Source organism: Streptomyces sp. JB150 (assembly GCF_011193355.1).
Taxonomy (GTDB): Bacteria; Actinomycetota; Actinomycetes; order Streptomycetales; family Streptomycetaceae; genus Streptomyces.
On record NZ_CP049780.1, the window covers coordinates 3,508,758 to 3,532,122 of the forward strand.

The following is a 23,365-nucleotide window of genomic DNA, read 5'->3' on the forward strand; positions in this document are numbered from 1 at the left end:
AGCACCCCGTGAGCGCGGACGGCGGGCAGCGCCCCCCGGCCGGCCGGCAGGCCGGCGTCCCGGCCGCCGCCGGGGCCGGTGACCCGGTCCGGGCCGCCGGCTGTGTCCTGTGGCGCCGCCCGGCGGCCGGCGCGGCAGTGGAGATCTGCCTGGTGCACCGCCCCAGGTACGACGACTGGTCGCACCCCAAGGGCAAGCTGAAGCGGGGCGAGGACCCGCTGTCCGGCGCGCTGCGCGAGGTGGAGGAGGAGACCGGCCACACGGCGGTGCCGGGCGCCGAGCTGCCGACCGCGCGCTACCTGGCCGACGGCCGCCCCAAGGAGGTCCGTTACTGGGCGGCCGAGGCCGGCCCCGGCACCTTCGTGCCCACCGACGAGGTCGACCGGATCCTGTGGCTGCCCGCGGACGCGGCCCGCGACCGCCTCACCCGGCCCCGCGACAGGGAACTGGTGGACGCGCTCCTGGCCGCCCTGCGGGACGGCTGACGCCCGGCTCACCCCTCACCGGCGTGCCCCGCCCCGTCCGTGCGTGCCTGACTGCGCGCCCGCCGGGCGGGCCCGCGCCAGCCGCAACTGCACCGCGCCACACAAAACGGCCCCTGCTCCACCGTCGTCACCCGGTGTTCCGCATGGTTTCGGCCAGGGGCGAGCCTGTCCTGCTCGGTCACGCCGTCACGGTAACCGGTGAAGGTGAACAGCCCGTGGAGAGCCCTCCGCCCGCGACGCGCGCCCCGCCCCGGCGGCGTGACGGCCCCACCTACCCGTCGTTAACCGGACAACACGGGGCCCGTGACGGACCGACGGACGGCTGGGGGTAGGCAGGCGATGGCGGAGCGGCAGCACGGCAGGGCGGGCGGGACGGTCGTCGCGGCGGGGCTGATGGCCTGGGTCTGCCTGGGCGCCACGGGATGCGAGAGCAGCGGCGCGGCGGCCGACGACGCCGCGGCCGCCGACCCGGTGGGGACCCTGCACCGGGCCGCCGACGTCCTGGTGGCCGCGCGCACCTCGAAGGCGCGCACGTCGATGGAGATGGCCACCGGCGGCACCCGCGTGACGATCCGCGGCGAGGGCGTCTACGACTACACGCGCGGCCTGGGCCGCCTGAAGGTGATGCTCCCGCACGACCCGGCGGGCGCGGCCGAGCGCCGCCCCATCACCGAACTCCTCGCGCCGGGCGCCCTCTACATGAAGAACCGCGGCGCGGGCGTCCCGGCCGACAAGTGGGTCCGGGTCGACACCGGCACGCTCTCCGACGGCAACCTGGTCACCGGCGGCGCCACCGATCCGCTCGCCGCGGCGGAGGTGCTGCGCGGGGCGCGGACGGCGACGTATGTCGGCCGGACGCGGTTCGCGGGCACGCCGGTGCGCCACTACCGCGGCACCGCGCACCTCGCCGAGGCCGCGAAGAAGGCCTCGCCCGGCGGGAGGGCGTCGCTCGCGGCGGCGGCAGAAGGGTTCGCCACGGCCGAGGTCCCGTTCGACGTCTTCCTGGACGACGAGGGCCGCATCCGCAAGGTCCGGCACCGCTTCAGCTTCGTCAACGGCAGCGGGAAGACGGCCGTGGCGGTGGCCTCCACGACCCTGCTGTACGCCTTCGGCACCCCCGCCGACGTACGGCTGCCGCCCGCGCGGGACATCTACGCGGGCCGGATCGCGGAGCAGTGAGCGCCCGCGCGGAGGAACGGGCCGGGGGAGGGGCCCGGGGGACGGCCGAGGGGGCCGCGCACGGGAGAGGTGACCGGCTGGAACTAGCCCGTCCGTGCCATGCGCGGTGCGCGGGCCGCTCCCTACTCTAGGAAGCGGTGACGGCAGAGAAGAGGTGATGCGCGTGGCTCCGGTCGGCGGTCCGGCGGTTCAGGACCACGTGGCCCTCGCCGAGATCGAGCTGTGCGGAGAGCTGATCATCGCGGCCTCGGCCGCCGAGGACCGGCTCAGCATGGAGAGCATCGACCAGGTCCTGCGGGTGGCCGAGGAACGCGCGAGCGCGCCGAGACCGTAGTACGGACCGGCGGGGTCAGGTGCGCAGCATCCGCCCGATCGCCTTGGTGGCCTCCTCGACCTTGGCGTTGATCTCGTCCCCGCCCTTGAGCGCCGCGTCGGCCACGCAGTGCCGCAGGTGCTCCTCCAGCAGCTGCAGCGCGAAGGACTGCAGGGCCTTCGTGGAGGCCGAGACCTGGGTGAGTATGTCGATGCAGTAGACGTCCTCGTCGACCATCCGCTGCAAACCGCGGATCTGGCCCTCGATCCGGCGCAGCCGCTTGAGGTGCTCGTCCTTCTGGTGGTGGTACCCGTGGAGCCCGCGGTCGTGATCGGTCACCACGGCCTCGGCGGAACCCTCCGCGACCGCCTCCGCGACGGCTTCGGCGGGCGCACCGGCGCCGGCCTCGGTGGTCGTCATAGCGTCCTCCATCCACAAACCCATCCCCATACCCCTACTGGGTATATCGTACTGGACTTTGCCGGGTATGCGCCCCTTGCCGGCAGGCTGCACCGTGCCCCCGCGACGCCCCCGTGCCGATAACTCTGCCTGATGGGCGACACTGGGGGACGGCCCGATAGCCGTGGCCGGATGATGCGCCTAGCATCAGCCTGACCGAAACCGATGCATCCCGAGGACCCCACGTGCGCTTTCGTCTGACCCCCAGGGAGACGAGCTTCTACGACATGTTCGCCGCCTCCGCGGACAACATCGTCACGGGCTCCAAGCTCCTGATGGAACTGCTCGGGGCGGACGCCTCCGCCCGGGCCGAGATCGCGGAGCGTATGCGGGCAGCGGAACACGCAGGTGACGACGCCACGCACGCGATCTTCCACCAGCTGAACTCCTCCTTCATCACGCCCTTCGACCGCGAGGACATCTACTCCCTCGCCTCCTCCCTCGACGACATCATGGACTTCATGGAGGAGGCCGTCGACCTGGTCGTCCTCTACAACGTCGACGAGCTGCCCAAGGGCGTGGAGCAGCAGATCGAGGTGCTGGCGCGGGCGGCGGAGCTGACCGCCGAGGCCATGCCGCACCTGCGCACGATGGAGAACCTCACCGAGTACTGGATCGAGGTCAACCGCCTCGAGAACCAGGCCGACCAGATCCACCGCAAGCTGCTCGCCCACCTCTTCAACGGCAAGTACGACGCCATCGAGGTGCTGAAGCTCAAGCAGATCGTCGACGTCCTCGAAGAGGCCGCCGACGCTTTCGAACACGTGGCGAACACGGTGGAGACCATCGCCGTCAAGGAGTCCTGAGGCGTCGATGGACACCTTTGCCCTGGTCGTGACCATCCTGGTCGCACTGTTCTTCACCTACACCAACGGCTTCCACGACTCGGCCAACGCGATCGCCACCTCCGTGTCGACGCGCGCGCTCACCCCGCGCGCGGCGCTCGCGATGGCGGCCGTGATGAACCTCGCGGGCGCGTTCCTCGGCTCGGGCGTCGCCAAGACGGTCAGCGAGGGCCTGATCCAGACACCCGAGGGCTCCACCGGCATGGGGATCCTCTTCGCCGCGCTGGTCGGCGCGATCGTCTGGAACCTCGTCACCTGGTACTTCGGCCTGCCGTCCTCCTCCTCCCACGCGCTGTTCGGCGGCATGGTGGGCGCGGCGCTGGCCGGCGGGACGACCGTGTACTGGGACGGCGTGCTGGAGAAGATCGTCATCCCGATGTTCGTGTCCCCGGTGGTGGGCCTCCTGGCCGGCTACCTCGTGATGACGGCCATCATGTGGATGTTCCGGCGCACCAACCCGCACAAGGCCAAGCGCGGCTTCCGGATCGCGCAGACGGTGTCCGCGGCCGGCATGGCGCTCGGCCACGGCCTCCAGGACGCCCAGAAGACCATGGGCATCGTGGTCATGGCCCTGGTCATCGCCGACGTCGAGGACTACGGCGACCCGATCCCGATCTGGGTCAAGGTCGCTTGCGCCGTGATGCTGTCGGCGGGCACCTACGCGGGCGGCTGGCGCATCATGCGCACCCTCGGCCGCAAGATCATCGAGCTGGACCCGCCGCAGGGCTTCGCCGCCGAGACCACCGGCGCGACGATCATGTTCGGCTCGGCGTTCCTCTTCCACGCGCCGATCTCCACCACCCATGTCATCACCTCCGCGATCATGGGCGTCGGCGCCACCAAGCGCGTGAACGCCGTCCGCTGGGGCGTCGCCAAGAACATCGTCCTCGGCTGGTTCATCACCATGCCGGCGGCGGCGGCGGTGGCGGCGGCCTCGTACGGCCTGGTGCACCTGGCGTTCCTGTAGCACCCGGCGCCCGTACGGCGGCGCCGATGCGCCGCCGCGGAGTACCGCCGCCGAAGCACCGCCGCGAGGCGCCGCAGGCAACGCGATGGGCCCGCCCCCGGGAGCCAGGGGCGGGCCCTTTTGCGACCTCGCGGTGGCACCGCCATGCAGCACCGCGAGGAGTCGTCGGCTCAGCCGAAGCGGCCGGAGATGTAGTCCTCGGTCGCCTGGACCGACGGGTTGGAGAAGATCCGCTCCGTGTCGTCGATCTCGATCAGCCGGCCGGGCTGCCCGACCGCCGCGAGGTTGAAGAAGGCCGTACGGTCCGAGACACGCGCCGCCTGCTGCATGTTGTGCGTGACGATGACGATCGTGAACCGTTCCTTCAGCTCGCCGATCAGGTCCTCGATGGCGAGGGTGGAGATCGGGTCGAGCGCGGAGCACGGCTCGTCCATGAGCAGGACGTTCGGCTCGACGGCGATCGCCCGCGCGATGCACAGGCGCTGCTGCTGGCCGCCGGAGAGGCCGGAACCCGGCTTGTTCAGGCGGTCCTTGACCTCGTTCCAGAGGTTCGCGCCCCGCAGCGACTTCTCGACGATGTCGCTCAGCTCGCTCTTCTTGTAGTTGCCGTTCAGGCGCAGCCCGGCCGCCACGTTGTCGAAGATCGACATCGTCGGGAACGGGTTCGGGCGCTGGAACACCATGCCGACCTCGCGCCGCACGGACACCGGGTCGACCCCGTGGCCGTACAGGTCCTCGTCGTCGAGCATCACCTTGCCCTCGACCCGCCCGCCGGGCGTGACCTCGTGCATGCGGTTCAGGGTGCGCAGGAACGTCGACTTGCCGCAGCCGGACGGGCCGATGAAGGCCGTCACCGAGCGGGGCTCGACGGTCATCGAGATGTCCTCGATCGCCTTGTGGGAGCCGTAGTAGGCGGTCAGTCCGCTTACGTCGATTCGCTTGGCCATGTTTACGTCACTTCCAGAGGTTCGATCGGTCGCCGTTGGCCGCGTCAGCGACCGGTCTTCGGGGCCTTCCAGCGGGCGATGCCGCGGGCCACCAGGTTCAGGATCATCACGAAGGCGATCAGCGTCAGCGACGCCGCCCAGGCACGGTCGTAGGCCGCGGGCGAGCCCGCGCTCTGCGAGTACTGCTGGTAGATGTAGAGCGGCAGCGACGCCTGCGGGCCCTCGAAGGGGTTGTTGTTGATGAACGGGTTGCCGAACACCAGCAGCAGCACGGGCGCCGTCTCACCGGCGATGCGGGCGACCGAGAGCATGATGCCCGTGGTGATGCCGCCGACCGCGGTCGGCAGGACGACCTTCAGGATGGTCCGCCACTTCGGCACACCGAGCGCCAGGGAGGCCTCCCGCAGCTCGTTCGGGACGAGCTTCAGCATCTCCTCGGTTGAGCGGACGACCACCGGCATCATCAGGATCGCCAGGGCCAGCGCGCCGGCGAAGCCGGAGAAGCCCATGTCGAAGATCAGCAGCAGGCTGAGGATGAACAGACCGGCGACGATCGAGGGGATACCGGTCATCACGTCGACGAAGAAGGTGACGGCCCGGGCGAGGTTGCCGCGCCCGTACTCCACCAGGTAGATCGCGGTGAGCACGCCGATCGGCGCGGCGATCAGGGTGGCGAGGCCGACCTGCTCCAGCGTGCCGATGATGGCGTGATAGATGCCGCCGCCCGGCTCGGAGTCGGCGATGAGGCCCATGGAGTGGGTCAGGAAGTAGCCGTCGAGGACCTTCACACCGCGCGAGACGGTCGTCCACACCAGGGAGACCAACGGCACCACGGCGAGCAGGAAGGCGACCCAGACCAGCGAGGTCGCGATGCGGTCCTTGGCCTGACGGCCGCCCTCGACGCGCGCCGCGATGACGTACGTACCGAGGACGAACAGGATCGCGGCGATCAGACCCCACTGGATCCGGCTCTCCATCCCGACGGCGAGGCCGCCGCCGACGGACACCGCGACGGAGCCAGCGGCGATCGCCCAGGGGGACCACTTCGGCAGACGGGCGCCCTGGAGCGTGCTGGGGCGCTTGACGGCGGTCGTGGTGCTCATGCGTTGGCCCCCGAGTACTCCTTGCGGCGGGCGATGATCGCGCGGGCCGCGCCGTTGACCAGCAGCGTGATGACGAACAGGACCAGACCGGAGGCGATGAGCGCGTCGCGGCCGAACTCCGTCGCCTCGCCGAACTTGCTGGCGATGTTCTGGGCGAAGGTGCCGCCGCCCGGGTTGAGCAGGCTGGCGTGGATCAGGAAGTCCGGCGACAGGACGGTGGCGACGGCCATGGTCTCGCCGAGCGCGCGGCCGAGGCCGAGCATCGAGGCCGAGATCACGCCGGAGCGGCCGAACGGCAGCACCGCCATGCGGATGACCTCCCAGCGCGTGGCGCCGAGGGCCAGGGCCGCCTCCTCGTGCATCTGCGGGACCTGCCGGAAGACCTCGCGGCTGACGTTGGTGATGATCGGCAGGATCATGATCGCCAGCAGGATGCCGACGGTGAGCATCGAGCGGGGGGCGCCGCCCTCCCAGTCGAAGACGCCGGTCCAGCCGAGGTAGTCGTCCAGCCAGCCGAACAGGCCGTCCATGTGCGGGACGAGGATCAGGGCGCCCCACAGGCCGTACACGATGGACGGCACGGCGGCGAGCAGGTCGATCACGTAGGCGATCGGGCCGCTCAGCCGGCGGGGGGCGTAGTGGGTGAGGAACAGCGCGATGGCGACGGCGATCGGGACCGCGATGACCATGGCGATGACCGAGGACACGATCGTGCCGTAGGCCAGGACCGCGATGCCGAAGACCGGCGGCTGGGCGCTGGTGTTCCACTCGAAGGTGGTGAGGAAGTCGCCCTCGTTCTCGCTGATCGCGAGGGCGGCCCGCCAGCTGAGGAAGACCGCGATGGCGGCCATGATCGCCAGGAGCAGGATGCCCGAGCCGCGGGACAGGCCCAGGAAGATGCGGTCGCCGGGCCGGGTGGCGCCGCGGGCCGCGCGCTTCTGCTCGGGCAGGGTGGGCTGTGGGCTGGGGGGAGGTGCGTCGGTGGGTGCTGTCGTTATGTCCATCGGGGTCTCCGGTCTGCGGAGCCGCGCTCGGCGGGCGGCTCGGTGGAGCGTGCGCGGGGCGCTGCTCCGGGCGGCGGTGCACCGGACGGTGCGGTCCGGTCCCGCTCGGGACCGGACCGCACTCGGGTCAGCTCAGCTCTTCGATGGTGGTGCGGACCTTGGCGATGATGTCCGCGGGCATCGGCGCGTAGTCGTTGGCGGCGAGGACCTTCTGGCCGTCCTCGCTGGCGATGTAGCGCAGGAAGGCCTTGGTGGCGGGCAGGGTCTCCTGCTTGTTGCCCTTGTCGCAGACGATCTCGTAGGTGACGAGGGTGATCGGGTAGGCGCCCTCGGCCTTGGTGGCGTAGTTCAGCTCCAGGGCGAGGTCCTTGCCGGTGCCCACGACCTTGGCGTCCGCGATGGCCTTGGTGGCGTTCTCGACGGTGGCCTCGACCGGCTCGCCGGCGCCCGTGTCGATGGCGGCGGCCTTGATGCCGTCCTTGGCGTACGACAGCTCCATGTAGCTGATGGCGCCGGCGGTCTGCTTGACCTGCTGGGCGACACCGGAGGAGCCCGCGGCGGACTGGCCGCCCTTGGCCTGCCAGGCCTTGCCGCCCTCGTACTTCCAGTTCTCCGGGGTGGCGGCGATCAGGTACTTGGTGAAGTTGTCCGTGGTGCCGGACTCGTCCGAGCGGTGGAACGCCTGGATCTTGAGGTCGGGCAGCTTGGCGTCGGGGTTCAGCTTCTTGATCGCCGGGTCGTTCCAGTTGCTGATCTTGCTGTCGAAGATCTTGGCGATGGTGGCCGCGTCGAGGACCAGCTTGTCGACACCCGGCACGTTGTAGCCGACGGCGATCGGGCCGCCGACCATCGGCAGGTCGATGCCCTGGCCGCCGGAGCAGACCTTCTTGGAGGCCGCGATCTCCTCGGAGTCCAGCGCGGAGTCGGAGCCGGCGAAGGCGACCGTGCCCTGCGTGAAGGCGGTGACGCCGGCGCCGGAGCCGCCGCCCTTGTAGTTGACCTGCACGCCCTTGCACTGCTGGGTGAACTGCTTCACCCAGGCGTCGATCGCGTTCTTCTGCGCCGAAGAGCCGTCGGCCAGCAGCTGGCCCTGGGCGTCGTCACACTTGATCGAGCCGGCCGCCTGCGTACCGCCCGTCGGGTCGGCACTGGTGCCGGGGTCGTCGGAGCCGCACGCCGTGAGGGCCAGGGCGCCGGAGACGGCGAGAGCACCGAGGGTGAGGGCCCGCCGGTTCTTGCGCTGAAGCTTCACTTTCGGGAGTTCCTTCCGGGAGCCGCCGTCCTGAATCCGGCGGCGTGCGAGAAGTGCGGGTGAGACGGCGCGAGGGCGGACGTGGCATCCGGGCGCGCTCGTCGTCAGCAAGGCCGAAATTAGGCAGATCAGGTGAAGCCGCCTATGGCCGGAAGTGAACGGGGGGTGAACCCCTGCGGACGGTGCGGTTAGGTCACGGAATGCTTACAGGGAGAACACGTGGAGGTCCCGGCCCCGGCCTGCACGGCTGTCGGCACCGCTGACTCCCAAGAGCGAGCAAATGGAGCATTTGCGTGGAAAGTACACCACTTTCCGTGCACAGCGGGAGTACCCGATCGGGTAGGGAACCCGCCGCCCGCAGACCCCGTCTCGTTCCCTGAGAGCACCCGTCGGGCGAAGGCAGGCAGCACATGGAACGGCGTACGTTCATCGGCGGCGGCACGGCCGCGCTCGCGACGGCGGTCTCCGTGGCGGCCTGCGGCGGCGGCACCGGCCGCGCCCAGGCGACGGCCACCGCGACCGGCACCGGCACGGGTACAGCCGCCGGCACCCGGACGGCCACGACCAGCGCCGCCACCCGGGCCTCCGCCGAGTGGGGCGCCCTCGCCCGCGACCTCGACGGCGCCCTGATCCGCCCCGGCGACGCCGCCTGGGCCACCGCCCGCCAGCTCTACAACACCCGCTTCGACGCCCTGAAGCCCGCCGCCGTCGCCTACGTCGCCCACGCCGACGACATCACCACCACCCTCGCCTACGCCCGCGCCCACGAACTGCGCGTCGCCATCCGCAACGGCGGCCACTCCTACGCGGGCTGGTCCTCCGGCAACAACCGCCTGATCATCGACGTCTCCCGGCTGAACCGGGTGCGGGCGAGCGGGACTTCCGCCGTGGTCGGCGCCGGCGCCAAGCTGATCGACGTCTACCGCGCGCTGGCCGCGAAGGGCGTCACCGTCCCGGCCGGCTCGTGCCCCACGGTCGGCGTCTCCGGTCTGGTCCTCGGCGGCGGACACGGCGTGGTCTCCCGGGCGTACGGCCTGACCTGCGACAGCCTCACGGCCGCCACCCTCGTCACGGCCGACGGCAAGCAGATCACCGCCGACGCCACCCACCACAAGGACCTCTTCTGGGCCCTGCGCGGCGCGGGCAACGGCAACTTCGGCGTCGTCACCGAACTCCACTTCCGCACCCACCCCGCCCCGCAGGCGGTCACGGCGTACCTGTCCTGGCCGTGGGCGAAGGCGGCGGCCGTGGTGAAGGCCTGGCAGGAGTGGGGCCCGGACCAGCCGGACGAGATCTGGTCCTCGCTCCACCTGGCCTGCTCGGCCGGCGGCGCCCCGAAGGTCTCCGTCGCGGCCTTCTCCCTCGGCACGTACGGCGGACTGCAGAACGCGGTCGACCGCCTGGCCGCCCGCGTCGGCGCGCCCGCGAGCAGCGTCTCGCTGCGCCGCCGCTCCTACGAGGAGGCCATGGAGGTCTACGCCGGCTGCGCCTCCTTCTCCAGCGACGCCCAGTGCCACCTGCCCGGCACCACGCCGGGCCGCTCGCCCCAGGGCGCACTGGCCCGGGAGACCTACGCGGCCCGCTCCGACTTCTTCGACCACTCCCTGTCCACGGCGGGCGTCCAGACCCTGCTCACCCGCATCAAGGACGTGCGGGGCGGCGCGGGCAGCATCGCGCTCACCGCGCTGGGCGGCGCGATCAACCGCGTCCCGCCCACGGCGACGGCGTTCGTCCACCGCCGCTCCCGGATGCTCGCCCAGTACCTCGTCTCCTGGCGCACGGGCACCACCGGCTCCACCGCCCGCGCCTGGCTGGATTCCACGCACCACGCGATGCGCCCGCACGCCTCGGGCGCGGCCTACCAGAACTACACGGACGCGGCCCTGACGAACTGGCGCACGGCGTACTACGGCGACGCGGCCCCACGCCTGACGAAGCTGAAGCGGACGTACGACCCGGGCCGGGTGTTCACGTATCCGCAGGCGCTGTGAGGCGGGGCGCTGGGAGGTGGGGCGCCGGGACGCGGGAGGCACCCGACGGGCACCCGACGGGCACCCGACGGAGGAGGCGCCTCACGGGGGAGGCGCCTCACGGGAGAGCCACTGGACGGGGAAGCGCCGCGCAGTCGCCGTGGCCCGGCCTCGCCCGGCCGCTCAGGCGGCCAGATCCCGCTCCTCGCTCTGCCTGCCGGCGGCCTCCCGCCGGGCGCCCGGGATCATCGCGTCCCGGCTCCCCCCGGACGGCCGCTTCCAGATCAGCCACCCCACGCGCGGCGACCGCTCCATCGCCCGCGCGACAGGCGTGAGGAGCGCCATGGCGACGGGCGAGAGCAGCAGCGCGACGGCGGTGCCGAGCGCGAGGCCGCCGATGACGTCGGTCGGGTAGTGCACACCCATGTAGACCCGGCAGAACCCTTCGAGCAGGGCGAGCACGAGTCCGACGAGGCCGAACTTGCGGTTGGCGACGAAGAGCCCGACGGCCATGGCCATGGTGATGGTCGCGTGATCGCTGACGAAGGAGTAGTCCGTCTTGCCGGACACGAGGACGTCGAGGCCCTCGTGCTCCAGGAACGGCCGGGGCCGTTCGACGAACCCGCGTATCGGCACGTTCACCAGCACGGCGACACCGGCCGCGAGCGGCGCCCACACCAGCGCGGCGACCGAGGAGGCCGCGTCCTCCGCGGACTGTGCCCGGCGCCGACCCGTCCACCAGCACCACAGCACGAGGAGCACCATGGCGAGCAGCAGTCCGTACTCGCCGACGTACTCCATGACCCGGTCGAACCAGTGCGGCGCGTCCTTGGCCAGGCCATTGATGTCGTAGAGCAGCTCGACGTCGGGGTTCGACCCTGATTGCGCGAGTCCAGCCATGGTGCAGCGGCCCCTTCGTCGTCATCTCACCGGCGCGCTCTTGTCGCGCGCCGTCCTGCCACCCCCGTGGTACGTAGAGCGATCGGCTAGGTCTTCGGGCTAGGTCAATCGGCTACGTCAACAGGAACGCACGATCCCGGTTCCTACGTTCCACATTCCACTGAATGATCACGCAGACGTTATCGAAGAGAGATACATCGCCGCAGCTCAGGGGTGGGGTTCACACGCCGTTCCGGCCCCGTCAGGCGGTCGTGGGCAACGCTTTTGCGCCATCTTCGGTGACCCGCGTCGCCCCGAAGTACTTCTTCGTGTCGATCGGGTCGAACCGGATCACGGCCCCCGTGTAGGGCGCGTCGATCATGTACCCGCCCCCCACGTAGATCCCGACGTGGTCGATGGCCCGCGAGTTGGTCGGGTCGGGCGAGAAGAACACCAGATCGCCGGGGAGCAGCTCGTCCCGCGACGGGTGCGGCCCCGCGTTGTACTGATCGTTCGCCACCCGGGGCAGCGTGATCCCCACGCTCTCGTACGCCGCCTTGGTCAGACCCGAGCAGTCGAACCGTCCGCCCTGCTCAGGCGTGCCGTTGCCGCCCCAGAGATAGGGCGTGCCGAGCTTCTTCTGGGCGTAGTGGATGGCCCCGGCGGCCTGCTTGGAGGGGTCGAGCCGGGTCTGGGGGGCGGCGAAGCTCTCCTCCAGCGTGGTGATCGTCTTGACGTAGTTCCGGGTCTCCCGGTACGGCGGCACGCCCTTGTACTTGATCACCGCGTAGGCCCCCGCGTTGTAGGCGGCGAGCATGTTCGCGGTGGGGTCGCCGGGCACGTCCTTGACGTACTTGGCCAGCGTGCAGTCGTACTTGGCGGCCGATGGAATCGCGTCATTCGGGTCCCAGACGTCCCGGTCGCCGTCCCCGTCGCCGTCGATCCCGTGCGAGGCCCACGTCCCCGGGATGAACTGCGCTATCCCCTGCGCGGCGGCCGGGCTCTTGGCGTTCGGGTTGAACCCGCTCTCCTGGTACAGCTGCGCGGCGAGCAGCGCGGGGTTGATGGCGGAGCAGAGGTTGCCCCACTTCTCCACCAGCGGCCGGTACGCGGCGGGCACCGATCCCTTGGCCAGCGTCCTGCTCCCGCCGCGCATCCCGTTGACCAGGTTGCCGGCGACCACGTACACGCCGACCACGAGCAGCATCACGAAGGCGAGCGACCCACCGACCACAGCAGTGCCCACGACCCACGCCTTACGCACCGTCAACCGCCCCTCACCGTCCGGGAGTACGCCGCCGCCAGTGTAGATGCGCACCTCCCACGAGGGGACGCTCCCGCTCGCCGGCGTCTCGGATCCGGTCGTGGCTGCTCTGGTCGGCGAGCATCCCTTTCGTGCGACCCCCGTGAACCACGTACCCCGCCGTTCGGGTCAGGTCAGGTCAGGTCCGTGACGAGAACGTAGTCGTAGTACAGAGGGTCCCCCTCCTCGTCCACGGGGTAGTCGAAGCTGCTGTTGTTCGCGAAGCGCAGGCCGAGGTCCGTGACCTCCTCGAACCCGTAGTCGCTCTCGACGACCTGGTGCCCGCGTTCCTCCAGGATCTCCGGCAGGTCGTCCGCCGGCGTGCGGAAGACGTCGATGCCCTCCAGGAGGAAACGGATGTCGGCGGCCTCGTCACGGAACCGCCACACCTCGATCCCGGTCAGCTCTTCCTTGTCCTCCGCTTCGAAGAGGAGGACGAACTCGAATTGGTACGTCTCGTTGACGACGACGTACTTGCCCGGCGGGCGCCCCCCTTCAGGGGAGTGCTCGACACGTCCCCACGTCCGAGCCTCGGCCATCGCATCGTCGAACGGCATACCAAGCCGGAACGCTGCGACGCCGACGTGCGGCACCAGTTCGACGTCCATCCTTCTGTCTCCCTCTCACGGCCTGTTGCTTCGTCGGCATCATGCCAACAGAGCTGCTTCGTCGATCGTCCACCCTCGCTTGGCGAGCATGTCCTGGAGTGGCTTGTTGTGCTTCAGGCTCTCCACCATCTCCTTGATGTGCTGGTCGTACTTCTCGGGGAACTTCGTCTTGATGTCGTCGATGTCCATGCGCATCGCCTCGGTGATGCGCCCCTGGTTGATCAGTGCCCTCTGCGTGGCGTGCCAGTTGGCCGCCGTGGTACTGGACCCCGTGCTGTTGAGCTGAGCGTGGTCCGCCTTCTCCATGCGGATCGCCGGGCCGTTGTTGACCTTCTGCTTCCGGTGCGGCTTGTTCGCGATGTAGAAGCCCGGCTCGATGACGTCTTTCCACGCCGCCTTCGGCGGGATGTGGTTGACCTCCATCTTCTGTGGGTAGGGCTTGCCATTCGCCATCAGGTTCGCGGGCAGCAGTCCGCCGTACCAGCCGGCGATCTGCGTGCATCCCTTCGCGATCAGCCCCTCCGGGTCCATCCAGGTGAAGGGGTTGACCACGTACGCGGCCGGGTTGGGGGCCGGGACGAGACCCAGGGGGTCCGAGGACACGTAGCGGCCCGTCTCGGGGTCATAGTGCCGGTTGAGGTTGTAGTGCAGGCCCGTCTCCGGGTCCGCGTACTGACCGGGGAAGCGCAGCGGCGTGTGGGCACGGGCGTCACGGTTGCGGGTCGTGATGCCCCAGACCGTGGAGCGCTTGTGCCAGGCGATGTCGCCCTCTTCGCCGACGAGTTCGGTGGGCGTTCCTATGACGTCGGTGACGATGGCGAAGAACCGGGTGTCCACCTCGCGCTGGTCACCGTCGGCCGGCAGCCGGCGCTCCAGCTGGGCCATCGGCTGGTGGCCCTCGTATTCCCAGGTGAGCGTGACCCCCGTGGCCGTGTCGGTCTCCTCGGCCGGCTGGGTGCCCTCCCAGGCGAAGCGGACCGTCGAGACGACCGTCCGCCCGTCCGGGGACATGCGGTGCTTGGCGGTACGGCGGCCCAGCGCGTCGTAGGTGTAGCGCCACTCGGTGCCGTCGGGGGTGGTGCAGGAGACGAGGCGATCCTCGGCGTCCCACGTGTAGCGCCAGGTGTCGGGCTTGCGGGACAGCCGCCGCTTCTGCCGCAGGACGACCCGTCCAGCGGCGTCGTACTCGTAGCGCACCCCGTCCGAGCCGAGCAGCCGGGTGCCGTCGTAGGTCCGCGGGCCGCGGCTCTCGGCGTGCCGGGCCCGGTCGGGCCAGTGGGCGTCGGTCTGGTTGCCGATGGCGTCGTAGGCGTAGCGCTCCGACCAGTCGTCGGCGGTGACGCCGAGCGGGCGGCCCACCGGGTCGAGTTCGAACCGCCACTGCGTCCCCGCCGCCCGGTCCGTGACGCCGGTGAGGAAACCGTCGGCGCGGTACTCGTAGAAACGATTCCGCAGTGTCCCGCGGGCCGTGGTCAGTGACCGTGCCGAAAGCCGGCCGAGCGTGTCCCACCGCGAGGCCAGGGTCACCGGCGCCTGCTCGGGGCCCAGTGTGCGCCGCGTCTCACGGCCCAGCTCGTCCCGGGTGAAGCGGAGCGCGTGCCCCGCACAGTCCACCCGCACGCGGTTGCCCGCGGTGTCGTACGCGTACGAGCTGACGGCGCCGGTCGGGGTCGTACGCGAGACCAGTTCGCCGTGCGAGTCGTAGCCGAACCGCATGCTGCGTCCGTCGACCGTCTCCGCGAGCAGCCGCCCCATGGTGTCGCGCTCCACGCTGAGCGAGGAAACCGGCGAGACCGCGGCGACGAGCCGGTCACCGCTGTCGTAGGAGTAGCGGGTGACCATGCCGTCGGCGTCCTTCTCCACGACGTTGCCCACGGCGTCGAACGTGAAGCCGATGCGCTGTCCGAGGGGAGTCGTCCGGGCGACGAGGCGGCGGGCGGCGTCGTACTCGTAGCGCGTGGTGCGCCCGTCGAAGTCGGTCTCGGACTCGGTCAGCCCGGACGGACCATACCGGTACCGCCACGTTCTGCCCTGCGGGTTGCGCACCTCGGTGAGGCGCAGCTCGGTGTCGTACCCGAACTCGTACCGGGCCCCGTCCTTACCGGTGCGGGCGGCGAGCAGGTCGAACGACGTGTACGCGAAACGCGTGACACCGCCCAGCGGGTCGGTGTGGCTGAGGCAGTTGCCTTCCTCGTCGTACGTCCACTGCTCGGCCGACCCGTCGGGTGCCGTCCGCCGGGTGAGCCAGCCGTCCGCCGTCCACTCCAGGCGGGTCACGGAGCCGGCGGGGTCGACGGACTCGCGGGGCCGGCCGAACGCATCGCGGCGGACCGTGTAGGTGGCGCCGTGCCCGTCCGTGACCGACAGGACCAGGCCCGCCTCGTCGTTGACGCGCGTCTCCGTCTCGCCGGTCGGGAACGTGACCGTCGCCAGGGCGCCCGTGGCGTCATGGGTGAAGGTGGTCGAGGTGCCGTCCGGTGCGACGACGGCGGTCCGGTTGCCCCGCTCGTCGAAGACGTTGCGCCACACGGTGCCGTCCGGGCCGGTCACCGTCTCCGGCAGGTGCAGCTCGTTGTACGTGGTCGACGCCTGCCGCCCGTCCGGGTACCGCACCGTCAGCAGGTTGCCCGCGTCGTCGTAGGTGAACCGGGCGGTGTGCCCCAGTTCGTCGGTGCGCGACAGCAGGTTGTCGTAGCGGTCCCACGCGAAGTGGACCGTGTTGCCGAGCGGGTCGGTCTCGCTGATCGTCTGGCCCAGCTCGTTGAGGCGGGTGACGGTGACCGCGCCGGTCGAGTCGGTGAAACGGGTCTCGCGGGCGGCGCGGTCGTAGGTGAACCGCGAGGACAGCGCGCCGTCGGGACCGATCGTCTCCACGACCCGGCCGGCCACGTCGTAGACATAACCGTAGGTGTGGCCGTTGCGGTCGGTCCAGGACGTCACGCGGTGTGCGTCGTCGTAGGTGAACCGCAGCGGCACCCCCCGGGAACCCGAGACCGCCACCAGATCGCGGCCGGGGCCGTCGTACCCGAATGAGGCGACGCGGACCGGGCCGTCCGGTGTCCGCACCTCGAGGGCGGTGACCCGGCCCAGCTCCGGGTCCGAGGTGACCCGTACCCGGTAGCCGCCGTCGTGCAGGACCGCCGTGGGGATGCCCTCGTCATCGCGGGCGATTCGGAGGCCGTTGCCGTTGCGGTCCTCCATGTCGGTCAGCCAGTACAGGCTGCCGGAGGAGTAGGGGCTGCCGGTGAAGCGGCGGGTCAGACCGGAGCGGACGTCGGACGTGGCGTACGTCACGTCCCCCAGGGCCGACCTTTCCACGTAGGTCAGCGGGATGCGCTCGCCCTCCAGCGGAAGCACCTCGTCGCCCTCCTCGAGCGGCAGTCTGGGGTACTGGAGCAGGGACCCGTCCTCGCGCGCCCAGATCGCGCCGCCGCCCGTCAGTTCCAGCCGCTCGTCGAGCGTGGAGGCCCAGCTCGCCCCGAAGCAGTGGCCGAAGCGATAGCCGGATATATGGGTACGCCGCAGCACCAGGGGCAGCACACCCGGCAGGACCAGGTCCGTCTGAGAGAGGACCATCTCCCCGCTCGCCACGTCGACCGGGTCGCTCTTGCAGCGCCGCTGCGCCAGGGCGATAGCTCTCTGGCGGACGTTGTCCAGCGCGGTGCGCAGCGACTCGGGCACCCGCCGGCCGGCACCGCCGGCCGGGCGTGCGTGACCACCGCCTGCGTCACCGTCCTTCTTGCCGCCCGCGATCGCGTTGAGCCGGTCCCGGACGTCCAGATCCTTGTTCTTCTCGAGCCGGGAGGCGGCCTTCACCCGCTCGGGCACGGTCTCCGTCACATGCTTGGAGATCTTCTTCAGGGCCTTCTCGGTGCCGTCGAGCGCGCCGTGCAGGATCGACTCGAAGGCCTGCGTGAACGGGTCCTTGCCCTTCGTTCGCCCGAAGGCGGTTCTCGCGCGGGTCAGTCCCGCCGAGGAGTTGAGGTTCAGGTCGCCGCCGTGCAGCGAGATCTTGCGGGAACCGTCCTCGAACGAGACATGGTCGATACGGGTCTTCTTGCCCGCTCCGCCGCCCGGGGCGTCACCCCCCGTACCGCCGCCGGCGGAGGCCAGCTGCATCCCGTCGTGACCGCGTCCGTGCCCGTCGCCTCCGGCGCCATCGCCGCCGGAACCGGCGGGCGGCATCGTGAACGCTCCTTCGGCGAGGTCGAGGACCGCGTCCTCGACCATCGCCTCCAGCTTGGCGTTGACCGGTTCCGTGACCCGCGCGATCAGCTCCTCGACCACCCGGTCGGCGGCCTCGTCGACGATCTTCTTGACCAGTTGCCTCATCGCCGCGATCTCCGCGGCGCCGAGCAGCGCGGACAGACCGCCGGTGAAGGCCGCGAGCCCGAGCGAGATGCCCACCGAGGCCGCCATCGCGCCCAGCTCGATCTCGGCCTTCCGCTTCATCCCGAAGATGATGTCCGCGACCACGTCACAGGCGTCCGCGAACAGCCGCGCCAGCTCGGGGACCTTGTCCAGGTGCCCGGACTTGACCTTGCCCCAGTGCTTCTCGATCGCGTCCACGGCCCAGCCCTCCGAGGAGGAGAGCATGGCCGTGGCCGCCTTGTGGGTCTCGCCGCCGTGCTTTTCGAACTTGTCCGCGAAGTCCCGCATGGCCCTGGCCATTTCGCGGTAGTCATCCTCGTCGACGTTCGGGAAGTTGATCCCGATGAAGTCGAGGATTTCGTCCAGCCAGTCCGGAAGCGTGTATCCCACAACTTCGCAACCCCCGTTACCGCACCATCAGTTCGCCTGCCACGTCGGAGCAGTACCTCTCGCGACACCGCCACTCGAACGATAGTTGGACGCGAGGTCACGTGTACGACCAGGGACCCTGCACCCGCACGGCTGAACGCCTCCGCGCCGCACCGTCTTCACACACGCATCCGACTACGGGCTTGCGCAGGCAAGGGGAACAGGTGACGCCCTCCCCTGCGCACTCCCCGGAACCCCGCCGGGACCTCACCCGAGCCCGCGGAACCCCACCCCCGTGGGCGGCAGGGCGCCCGCCGCGTCGTCCTGGGCGAAGGGGCGGTTGCCGAGGGCCATGGCCAGCCGGCTCACCCGGCCGGCGGCATGGCTCTGGAGTGTCGTCGCCGCGTAGCGGGGTGCGTCGCAAGTGCCCGCGCTCGAGCTGACGTACACCCGCAAGCAGGACCCGGACACCCCGAGCAGCTGGACGACGCCATCGCCCGCACGAAGGAAACCTTCTTCCGGCCCATCACCGACGCCCGGGAGCGTGGCGAGATCGTTCCGGACGACCCCTAGCGCACCGCCCTCCTGGCCGGTGCCGCCTTGCACGGCGTCGCCGGCTCCACCACCACCGGCCACCTGCCGCCGCCGACGGCCCTGACCGGCGCCGACGAGCCGGTCCACCATCTGCTGCACGGACTACGACCCCGATAGCCTTCACCCGGATGACTCTCACCCGCAGCACATCGGCGCGATCGTTCACCCGTCACACCATCAGAGGGCGGTGTACGCACCAAAAGTGACACAACGACGGAACCACACCACAGGTTCCGCACTCGCCTCGTTGCCCGGCGTTACCTGCCGTGATACACAGAGTGACCATACGAGCTATTCGTACGAAACCTGCCAAGCAATGACGCCAAGTCGACATACCTGGGCGTCATTGTCGGCGAGAATGAGGCCTGACCTCTGCGCACCGCAGGGGACTGCGGAACTACCCAACAGGGGCGGTGACTTACATGCTCTTTGCGGCCGACAAGGGAGACATCAACACCATCATCGGCGGAATCGCTCCGGACTGGGGGCCCTTCGGCAGCCTGGGCAACGAGGCCAAGGTGATGATCGAGGTGGTGATGGCGGTCGCCATCCTGATCTGTCTGGGCATCGCCATCTGGGGCGCCGCGAAGCAGCGCATCGGCGCGACCGCGCTGCGCGACACCTTCAGCGCGGAACAGGGCAAGGGCCTCATCATCGCCGGCCTCACGGGCGTCTTCATCATCGGATCCCTCGGCACGCTCTTCACCATCGTGTACGGCATGGCCGTGTAGCCCGGCGCGCGCCGCCGACCGTCGCGGGCGCGCCCAGTCCGCTCCGGGCACGCCCGGTCCCCTCTACCCCACCCGCCCGTCGTGCCCACCGGCTGAGGTTGCGTTTCCCTGATGTCGAGTCACCACACCGCGCCCGCGCGGGAACCAGCACGGCTACCGTCGTACTTCCACACGTTCTTCCGGTACGAGGGTTTCCGCTACGACGTCGAGGGGGCGGATGCGGCATGAGTCTCGGAGACGAACACCAGCCGGAGGGCTCCGGCGGCTACGCCGGCACCGGGCACACCCGCACCCGCCTGCCCGACTCCGACCCCTACGGCGGCGCCCGGCGGCCCGGCCGCTCCTCCTCGCGGAGCCTGGTCACCGTCGTCGGCGTCGTCGTCCTCCTCATCGCGGCCATCGCCTTCGCGAACCGCGGCGACGACGACGCCCCCGCGGGCGCCCAGGACCCCGAACAGCCCCGCCCGGCGGCGACGGCCGCGAGCGGGGTCCGCCCGGTGAAGGCGGGCTTCGCCCGGGACGAACAGGGGGCACAGAGCGCTGCGGCGAATTATGCGGTGACGCTGGTTTCGGCGGAGATCCTCAAGCCGGCCCGGCGAGCCGAGATCGTCCGGCAGCTCTTCGTGCCCGACCAGCGGGCCGCGCTGGAGGAGAGGTTCGACCAGGCCTACTCGAAGGAGTTCCTGAGCAACATCGGCCTGGACCAGAACGGCAACGCGGCCCGGGGCCACACGTACGTCTCGCGCACAACGCCGATCGGCAGCAAGGTCACCCGCTACTCCGACACCGCCGCCACCGTGGACGTCTGGTGCACCGGTGTCTACGGAACCGCGGGGGAGGACTCGACCAACCCGGTCACCAGCGACTGGTTCACCCTGACGCTCCAGTTGCGCTGGAGCGACAACGACTGGAAGGTCGAGAGCTTCGCTCAAAAGGACGGACCCGCCCCCGTTCCCGGCGACAACCAGGCGTCCAGCGCCGATGAGATGAGCAAGGCCGTCGAGGAGTACGGAGGCTTCACTTATGCCCGGTAAGCCGCGCCGCGCACTCGGAATCGCCGCTGCCCTCACCGTCGTACAGACCACCGCCGTCCTGCTGGCCACCCGCGCCACGGCGGAACCCACTCCGTCCCCCACCCCGACTCCCACCCCAACCCCCTCTCCTTCGGCGTCGTCGTCCCCGACCGCGTCACCGTCGCCGTCCGCTTCCAACGACAACTGCGACCTCATCGTCGGCCCCGCCAAGGACTACTGCGAACGCGGTCAAGGCGCTCGCTCCCGGTCCGGGGGCACCGACACCCTCGACCCCACCTCCACCCTCGACCCCCTCTCCTCCCTAGCCAAGGGCTGTGCCGACGCCGCGTCCTGGACGATCGACAAGCTCAGCGAGGCCGTGCAGGAGACCGCGAACGTCGACTTCACGAACAAGACGTTCCTCCAGCAGTACGCGGTGGTCTTCGCCGCGTCGACGATCCTGACGCTGCTGCTCTGGCTGCTCGCGGTAGCCAAGCGCGCGGTGCGCGGTGTCCCCCTCGCCACCGCGATCTCGGAGGCGATCGGCTTCCTCTGGCTGACCGTCCTGGCCTCCGCGTTCACCCCGCTGATCCTCTACACCGTCGTCTCGGCCACCGACGGCGTCACCGACGTCCTCGCGAAGGCCACCGGCGACCAGACCGACACGTTCTTCGGCAACTTCTCCGCCGCCCTGGAGAAGGGCGAGGACATCGGCGGCGGCCCGATCATGCTGATCGTCGTCTCCCTGGTCAGCATCCTCGCCGCGGGCGTCCTGTGGCTGGAACTCGTCATCCGCGCCGCCCTGCTCTACGTCGGCGCCCTCCTCGGCACCGTCGTCTACGCCGGCCTGGTCGACAAGAACCTGTGGGGCCACGTCCGCCGCTGGGCGGGCATCATGATCGCCGTCATCCTGGTGAAGCCGGTCATCGTGATCGTCCTCGGCCTCGCGGGCGCCCTCTCCGCCGACGACGGCCCGGACGCCTTCTCCGCGGTCGTCTCCGGCCTCGCGATCATCCTGCTCGCCATCTTCGCCAGCGCGATGATCTACCGCTTCGTCCCCGGCTTCGGCGACGAGATCGCCGGCTCCCGCAACAACCGCATCATGGCCGGCGCCGAGAGCAAGGCGGCGGCCGTCATCAGCAGCCCCGCCACCCTGGTCGCCCAGGGCATCAAGACCCACAGCTCGCGCGCGGACAACAACGGCGCCCAGCCCACCGGCGGCATGAGCGGCGCCCGCCCGGCCAACACCGCCGCCGGCGGCGTCGCCGCGCACAGCACGCGCACCTCGACCGGTGGCGGCGGATCTGTCCCCTCCGCCGCGCCGCCGCCCCGCTCGTCCAGCCCGGTGAACACCCCGCACGCCAGCAACACCCGCAACAGCAGTACCCATCGCACGGGAGGTGAAGGGCGTTGACGACCGAGTCCCACCTGTCCCATCCGGTCACGCCCCGCCGTACATATCTGATCGGCCGCGCCCGGCCGAACGCGATCGTCGGACGCAACCGCGAGACCGGCGAGATCGTGCTGATCATCGCGGGCGCGTTCCTCGGCATGATGTGCGGGCTCCTCGTTCCGGTCCTGTCCCTGCGGATCGTGCTCCTCATGGGCTTCCCGCTGCTCGCGCTGGCCGCGGTCTACGTGCCGTACAAGCACCGCACGTTCTACAAGTGGTTCGAGATCAACCGCAGCTACAAGCGCACCCTGCGCCAGGGCGCCACCTACCGCTCCGGCGCCATGGAGGCCGGCACCCGCCTCGACGGCCGGGAGATCGAGATCGGGCCGCCGCCCGGCATCGGCCGGATCACCTGGCTCTCCGCGCCCTTCGGCCCGGACGAGATCGCCGTACTCCTGCACGCCGACCGCAAGACGGTCACCGCCTGCATCGAGATCGAGGGCCCCGGCGTCGGCCTGCGCGACTCGGAGGACCAGGAAGCCCTGGTGGACCGTTTCGGCACCCTGCTCAAGCACGTCGCCAACGGCGACGGCTTCGTCACCCGCCTGCAGATGCTGGCCCGCACCCTCCCCGCCGACCCCGACGCCCACGCCAAGGACGTCGCGGTCCGCGGCGACGACCGCGCACCGGCCTGGCTCCAGCAGTCCTACGACCAGCTCCAGTCGATGGTGTCGACCAGCAGCGAGCAGCACCGCGCGTACCTCGTCGCCTGCATGCACTACACCCGCGAACTGGCCGCCGAGGCCAACGCCATGGCCCGCGCCGCCCGCCCGCACGGCGGCAAGGTCGACCGGGACGCCGGTCTCGCCGTCGTCATGGCCAGGGAGCTGACGGACATCTGCTCCCGCCTCCAGGAGGCCGACATCCGGGTCCGCCAGCCGCTCGGCCAGAGCCGGCTCGCCTCCCTCATCCACTCCATGTACGACCCGGACCACCCCATCGACCACATCCAGGCGATGACCAAGCGCAACGCCTGGCCGGCCGAGCTGGACGCCATGGAGCCGACGTTCCTCCAGGCCAAGACCCGCGAGTCCACCACCCGCGCCCCCTGGTGCCACGCCACGGCCTGGGTGAAGGAGTGGCCGATGACGCCCGTCGGCGTCAACTTCCTCGCCCCGCTCCTCGTCCACACCCCGGACGTCATCCGGACGGTCGCCGTCACGATGGACCTCGAACCCACCGAGGTCGCCATCGAACGCATGCTCACCGAGAAGACCAACGACGAGGCGGAGGCGTCCCGCGCCGCCAAGATGAACCGCACCGTCGACCCGCGCGACATCGCCGCCCACAACCGTCTCGACCAGCGCGGCGAGGACCTCGCGAGCGGCGCCGCGGGAGTGAATCTCGTCGGCTACATCACCGTCTCCTCGCGTAATCCCGAGGCGCTGGCCCGCGACAAGCGCACGATAAGGGCATCGGCCGGAAAGTCGTATCTGAAGCTGGAATGGTGTGACCGCGAGCACCACCGCGCCTTTGTGAACACGCTGCCCTTCGCCACCGGCATTCGGAGGTAGGACCTG

20 protein-coding genes are annotated in these 23,365 nt (G+C 70.4%); 10 read left to right on the plus strand and 10 right to left on the minus strand.

The window, feature by feature from the left end; translation table 11 throughout:
- The first annotated feature begins 8 nt into the window (after positions 1-8).
- The 3 genes from G7Z13_RS16465 (at position 9) to G7Z13_RS16475 (ending at position 1,998) form a co-directional block, all read left to right on the plus strand.
- Positions 9-485, plus strand: coding sequence for an NUDIX hydrolase (locus G7Z13_RS16465; protein WP_166000113.1), 477 nt, complete (start codon positions 9-11; stop codon positions 483-485).
- 339 nt (positions 486-824) lie between these two features.
- On the plus strand, positions 825-1,664 hold the full coding sequence (locus G7Z13_RS16470; RefSeq protein ID WP_166000115.1) for a hypothetical protein: 840 nt from the start codon (positions 825-827) through the stop codon (positions 1,662-1,664).
- A gap of 157 nt (positions 1,665-1,821) precedes the next feature.
- The gene (locus G7Z13_RS16475; protein ID WP_166000117.1) at positions 1,822-1,998 is read left to right on the plus strand and encodes a hypothetical protein; all 177 of its coding nucleotides are present in this window, start codon (positions 1,822-1,824) and stop codon (positions 1,996-1,998) included.
- 15 nt (positions 1,999-2,013) lie between these two features.
- Here the strand turns inward: G7Z13_RS16475 and G7Z13_RS16480 are convergent, their stop codons facing one another.
- Positions 2,014-2,397 (minus strand): metal-sensitive transcriptional regulator, encoded by a 384-nt coding sequence (locus G7Z13_RS16480; RefSeq protein WP_166000121.1) that lies wholly within the window; start codon positions 2,395-2,397, stop codon positions 2,014-2,016.
- A gap of 224 nt (positions 2,398-2,621) precedes the next feature.
- On the opposite strand from G7Z13_RS16480, the gene G7Z13_RS16485 reads away from it, so the two are divergent.
- Both G7Z13_RS16485 and G7Z13_RS16490 read left to right on the plus strand, forming a co-directional pair.
- The gene (locus tag G7Z13_RS16485; RefSeq protein WP_166000123.1) at positions 2,622-3,242 is read left to right on the plus strand and encodes a DUF47 family protein; all 621 of its coding nucleotides are present in this window, start codon (positions 2,622-2,624) and stop codon (positions 3,240-3,242) included.
- Between the two features lie 7 nt (positions 3,243-3,249).
- A complete protein-coding gene (locus G7Z13_RS16490; RefSeq protein ID WP_166000126.1) occupies positions 3,250-4,248 on the plus strand; it encodes an inorganic phosphate transporter in 999 nt (332 codons plus the stop codon).
- A gap of 170 nt (positions 4,249-4,418) precedes the next feature.
- Here G7Z13_RS16490 and pstB read toward each other — a convergent pair whose 3' ends face one another.
- The 4 genes from pstB to pstS all read right to left on the minus strand — a co-directional run bounded on the left by pstB (position 4,419) and on the right by pstS (position 8,554).
- Positions 4,419-5,195 carry a phosphate ABC transporter ATP-binding protein PstB gene (gene pstB, locus G7Z13_RS16495; protein ID WP_166000128.1) on the minus strand — a complete coding sequence of 259 codons (777 nt, stop codon included), beginning with the start codon at positions 5,193-5,195 and terminating at the stop codon, positions 4,419-4,421.
- Positions 5,196-5,239: 44 nt separating this feature from the next.
- Complete coding sequence (gene pstA / locus G7Z13_RS16500) at positions 5,240-6,298, minus strand: phosphate ABC transporter permease PstA (protein ID WP_166000131.1); 1,059 nt, start codon at positions 6,296-6,298, stop codon at positions 5,240-5,242.
- Positions 6,295-7,302 (minus strand): phosphate ABC transporter permease subunit PstC, encoded by a 1,008-nt coding sequence (pstC, locus tag G7Z13_RS16505; protein WP_166000132.1) that lies wholly within the window; start codon positions 7,300-7,302, stop codon positions 6,295-6,297. The genes pstA and pstC overlap by 4 nt, the downstream gene beginning before the upstream one ends.
- A 127-nt stretch (positions 7,303-7,429) precedes the next feature.
- A complete protein-coding gene (gene pstS, locus G7Z13_RS16510; protein WP_166000133.1) occupies positions 7,430-8,554 on the minus strand; it encodes a phosphate ABC transporter substrate-binding protein PstS in 1,125 nt (374 codons plus the stop codon).
- 410 nt (positions 8,555-8,964) lie between these two features.
- On the opposite strand from pstS, the gene G7Z13_RS16515 reads away from it, so the two are divergent.
- Positions 8,965-10,545 (plus strand): FAD-binding oxidoreductase, encoded by a 1,581-nt coding sequence (locus G7Z13_RS16515; protein WP_166000135.1) that lies wholly within the window; start codon positions 8,965-8,967, stop codon positions 10,543-10,545.
- 162 nt (positions 10,546-10,707) lie between these two features.
- Here G7Z13_RS16515 and G7Z13_RS16520 read toward each other — a convergent pair whose 3' ends face one another.
- The 5 genes from G7Z13_RS16520 to G7Z13_RS16540 all read right to left on the minus strand — a co-directional run bounded on the left by G7Z13_RS16520 (position 10,708) and on the right by G7Z13_RS16540 (position 18,747).
- Entirely contained in the window at positions 10,708-11,424 is a 717-nt protein-coding gene (locus G7Z13_RS16520) for a phosphatase PAP2 family protein (protein ID WP_166000137.1), read from the minus strand.
- 241 nt (positions 11,425-11,665) lie between these two features.
- On the minus strand, positions 11,666-12,673 hold the full coding sequence (locus tag G7Z13_RS16525; protein WP_277347403.1) for a bifunctional lytic transglycosylase/C40 family peptidase: 1,008 nt from the start codon (positions 12,671-12,673) through the stop codon (positions 11,666-11,668).
- A gap of 167 nt (positions 12,674-12,840) precedes the next feature.
- Positions 12,841-13,314: a hypothetical protein gene (locus G7Z13_RS16530; RefSeq protein WP_166000139.1), complete on the minus strand. Its 474-nt coding sequence runs from the start codon at positions 13,312-13,314 to the stop codon at positions 12,841-12,843.
- Positions 13,315-13,353: 39 nt separating this feature from the next.
- Positions 13,354-18,075 carry an RHS repeat-associated core domain-containing protein gene (locus G7Z13_RS16535; RefSeq protein ID WP_166000140.1) on the minus strand — a complete coding sequence of 1,574 codons (4,722 nt, stop codon included), beginning with the start codon at positions 18,073-18,075 and terminating at the stop codon, positions 13,354-13,356.
- Positions 18,076-18,321: 246 nt separating this feature from the next.
- The gene (locus G7Z13_RS16540) at positions 18,322-18,747 is read right to left on the minus strand and encodes a hypothetical protein (protein ID WP_166000142.1); all 426 of its coding nucleotides are present in this window, start codon (positions 18,745-18,747) and stop codon (positions 18,322-18,324) included.
- 323 nt (positions 18,748-19,070) lie between these two features.
- Here G7Z13_RS16540 and G7Z13_RS16545 point away from each other — a divergent pair, with 323 nt between their 5' ends.
- The 4 genes from G7Z13_RS16545 (at position 19,071) to G7Z13_RS16560 (ending at position 23,359) form a co-directional block, all read left to right on the plus strand.
- Positions 19,071-19,379 carry a hypothetical protein gene (locus G7Z13_RS16545; RefSeq protein WP_004000049.1) on the plus strand — a complete coding sequence of 103 codons (309 nt, stop codon included), beginning with the start codon at positions 19,071-19,073 and terminating at the stop codon, positions 19,377-19,379.
- Positions 19,380-19,603: 224 nt separating this feature from the next.
- Positions 19,604-20,413 (plus strand): hypothetical protein, encoded by an 810-nt coding sequence (locus G7Z13_RS16550; protein ID WP_166000144.1) that lies wholly within the window; start codon positions 19,604-19,606, stop codon positions 20,411-20,413.
- Positions 20,403-21,806, plus strand: coding sequence for a hypothetical protein (locus G7Z13_RS16555; RefSeq protein ID WP_166000146.1), 1,404 nt, complete (start codon positions 20,403-20,405; stop codon positions 21,804-21,806). Before G7Z13_RS16550 ends, G7Z13_RS16555 begins: the two co-directional genes overlap by 11 nt.
- Positions 21,803-23,359, plus strand: a complete 1,557-nt coding sequence (locus tag G7Z13_RS16560; RefSeq protein ID WP_166000148.1) for an SCO6880 family protein — start codon at positions 21,803-21,805, stop codon at positions 23,357-23,359. Before G7Z13_RS16555 ends, G7Z13_RS16560 begins: the two co-directional genes overlap by 4 nt.
- Positions 23,360-23,365: the final 6 nt, after the last annotated feature.

Coding starts and splice junctions, on each gene's coding strand:
- G7Z13_RS16470 (WP_166000115.1), top strand. CDS start 825: ATGGCGGAGCGGCAGCACGGCAGGGCGGGCGGGACGGTCGTCGCGGCG.
- G7Z13_RS16475 (WP_166000117.1), top strand. CDS start 1,822: ATGCGCGTGGCTCCGGTCGGCGGTCCGGCGGTTCAGGACCACGTGGCC.
- G7Z13_RS16480 (WP_166000121.1), bottom strand. CDS start 2,397: ATGACGACCACCGAGGCCGGCGCCGGTGCGCCCGCCGAAGCCGTCGCG.
- G7Z13_RS16490 (WP_166000126.1), top strand. CDS start 3,250: ATGGACACCTTTGCCCTGGTCGTGACCATCCTGGTCGCACTGTTCTTC.
- pstB (WP_166000128.1), bottom strand. CDS start 5,195: ATGGCCAAGCGAATCGACGTAAGCGGACTGACCGCCTACTACGGCTCC.
- pstA (WP_166000131.1), bottom strand. CDS start 6,298: ATGAGCACCACGACCGCCGTCAAGCGCCCCAGCACGCTCCAGGGCGCC.
- pstC (WP_166000132.1), bottom strand. CDS start 7,302: ATGGACATAACGACAGCACCCACCGACGCACCTCCCCCCAGCCCACAG.
- G7Z13_RS16515 (WP_166000135.1), top strand. CDS start 8,965: ATGGAACGGCGTACGTTCATCGGCGGCGGCACGGCCGCGCTCGCGACG.
- G7Z13_RS16520 (WP_166000137.1), bottom strand. CDS start 11,424: ATGGCTGGACTCGCGCAATCAGGGTCGAACCCCGACGTCGAGCTGCTC.
- G7Z13_RS16530 (WP_166000139.1), bottom strand. CDS start 13,314: ATGGACGTCGAACTGGTGCCGCACGTCGGCGTCGCAGCGTTCCGGCTT.
- G7Z13_RS16545 (WP_004000049.1), top strand. CDS start 19,071: ATGCTCTTTGCGGCCGACAAGGGAGACATCAACACCATCATCGGCGGA.
- G7Z13_RS16550 (WP_166000144.1), top strand. CDS start 19,604: ATGAGTCTCGGAGACGAACACCAGCCGGAGGGCTCCGGCGGCTACGCC.
- G7Z13_RS16555 (WP_166000146.1), top strand. CDS start 20,403: ATGCCCGGTAAGCCGCGCCGCGCACTCGGAATCGCCGCTGCCCTCACC.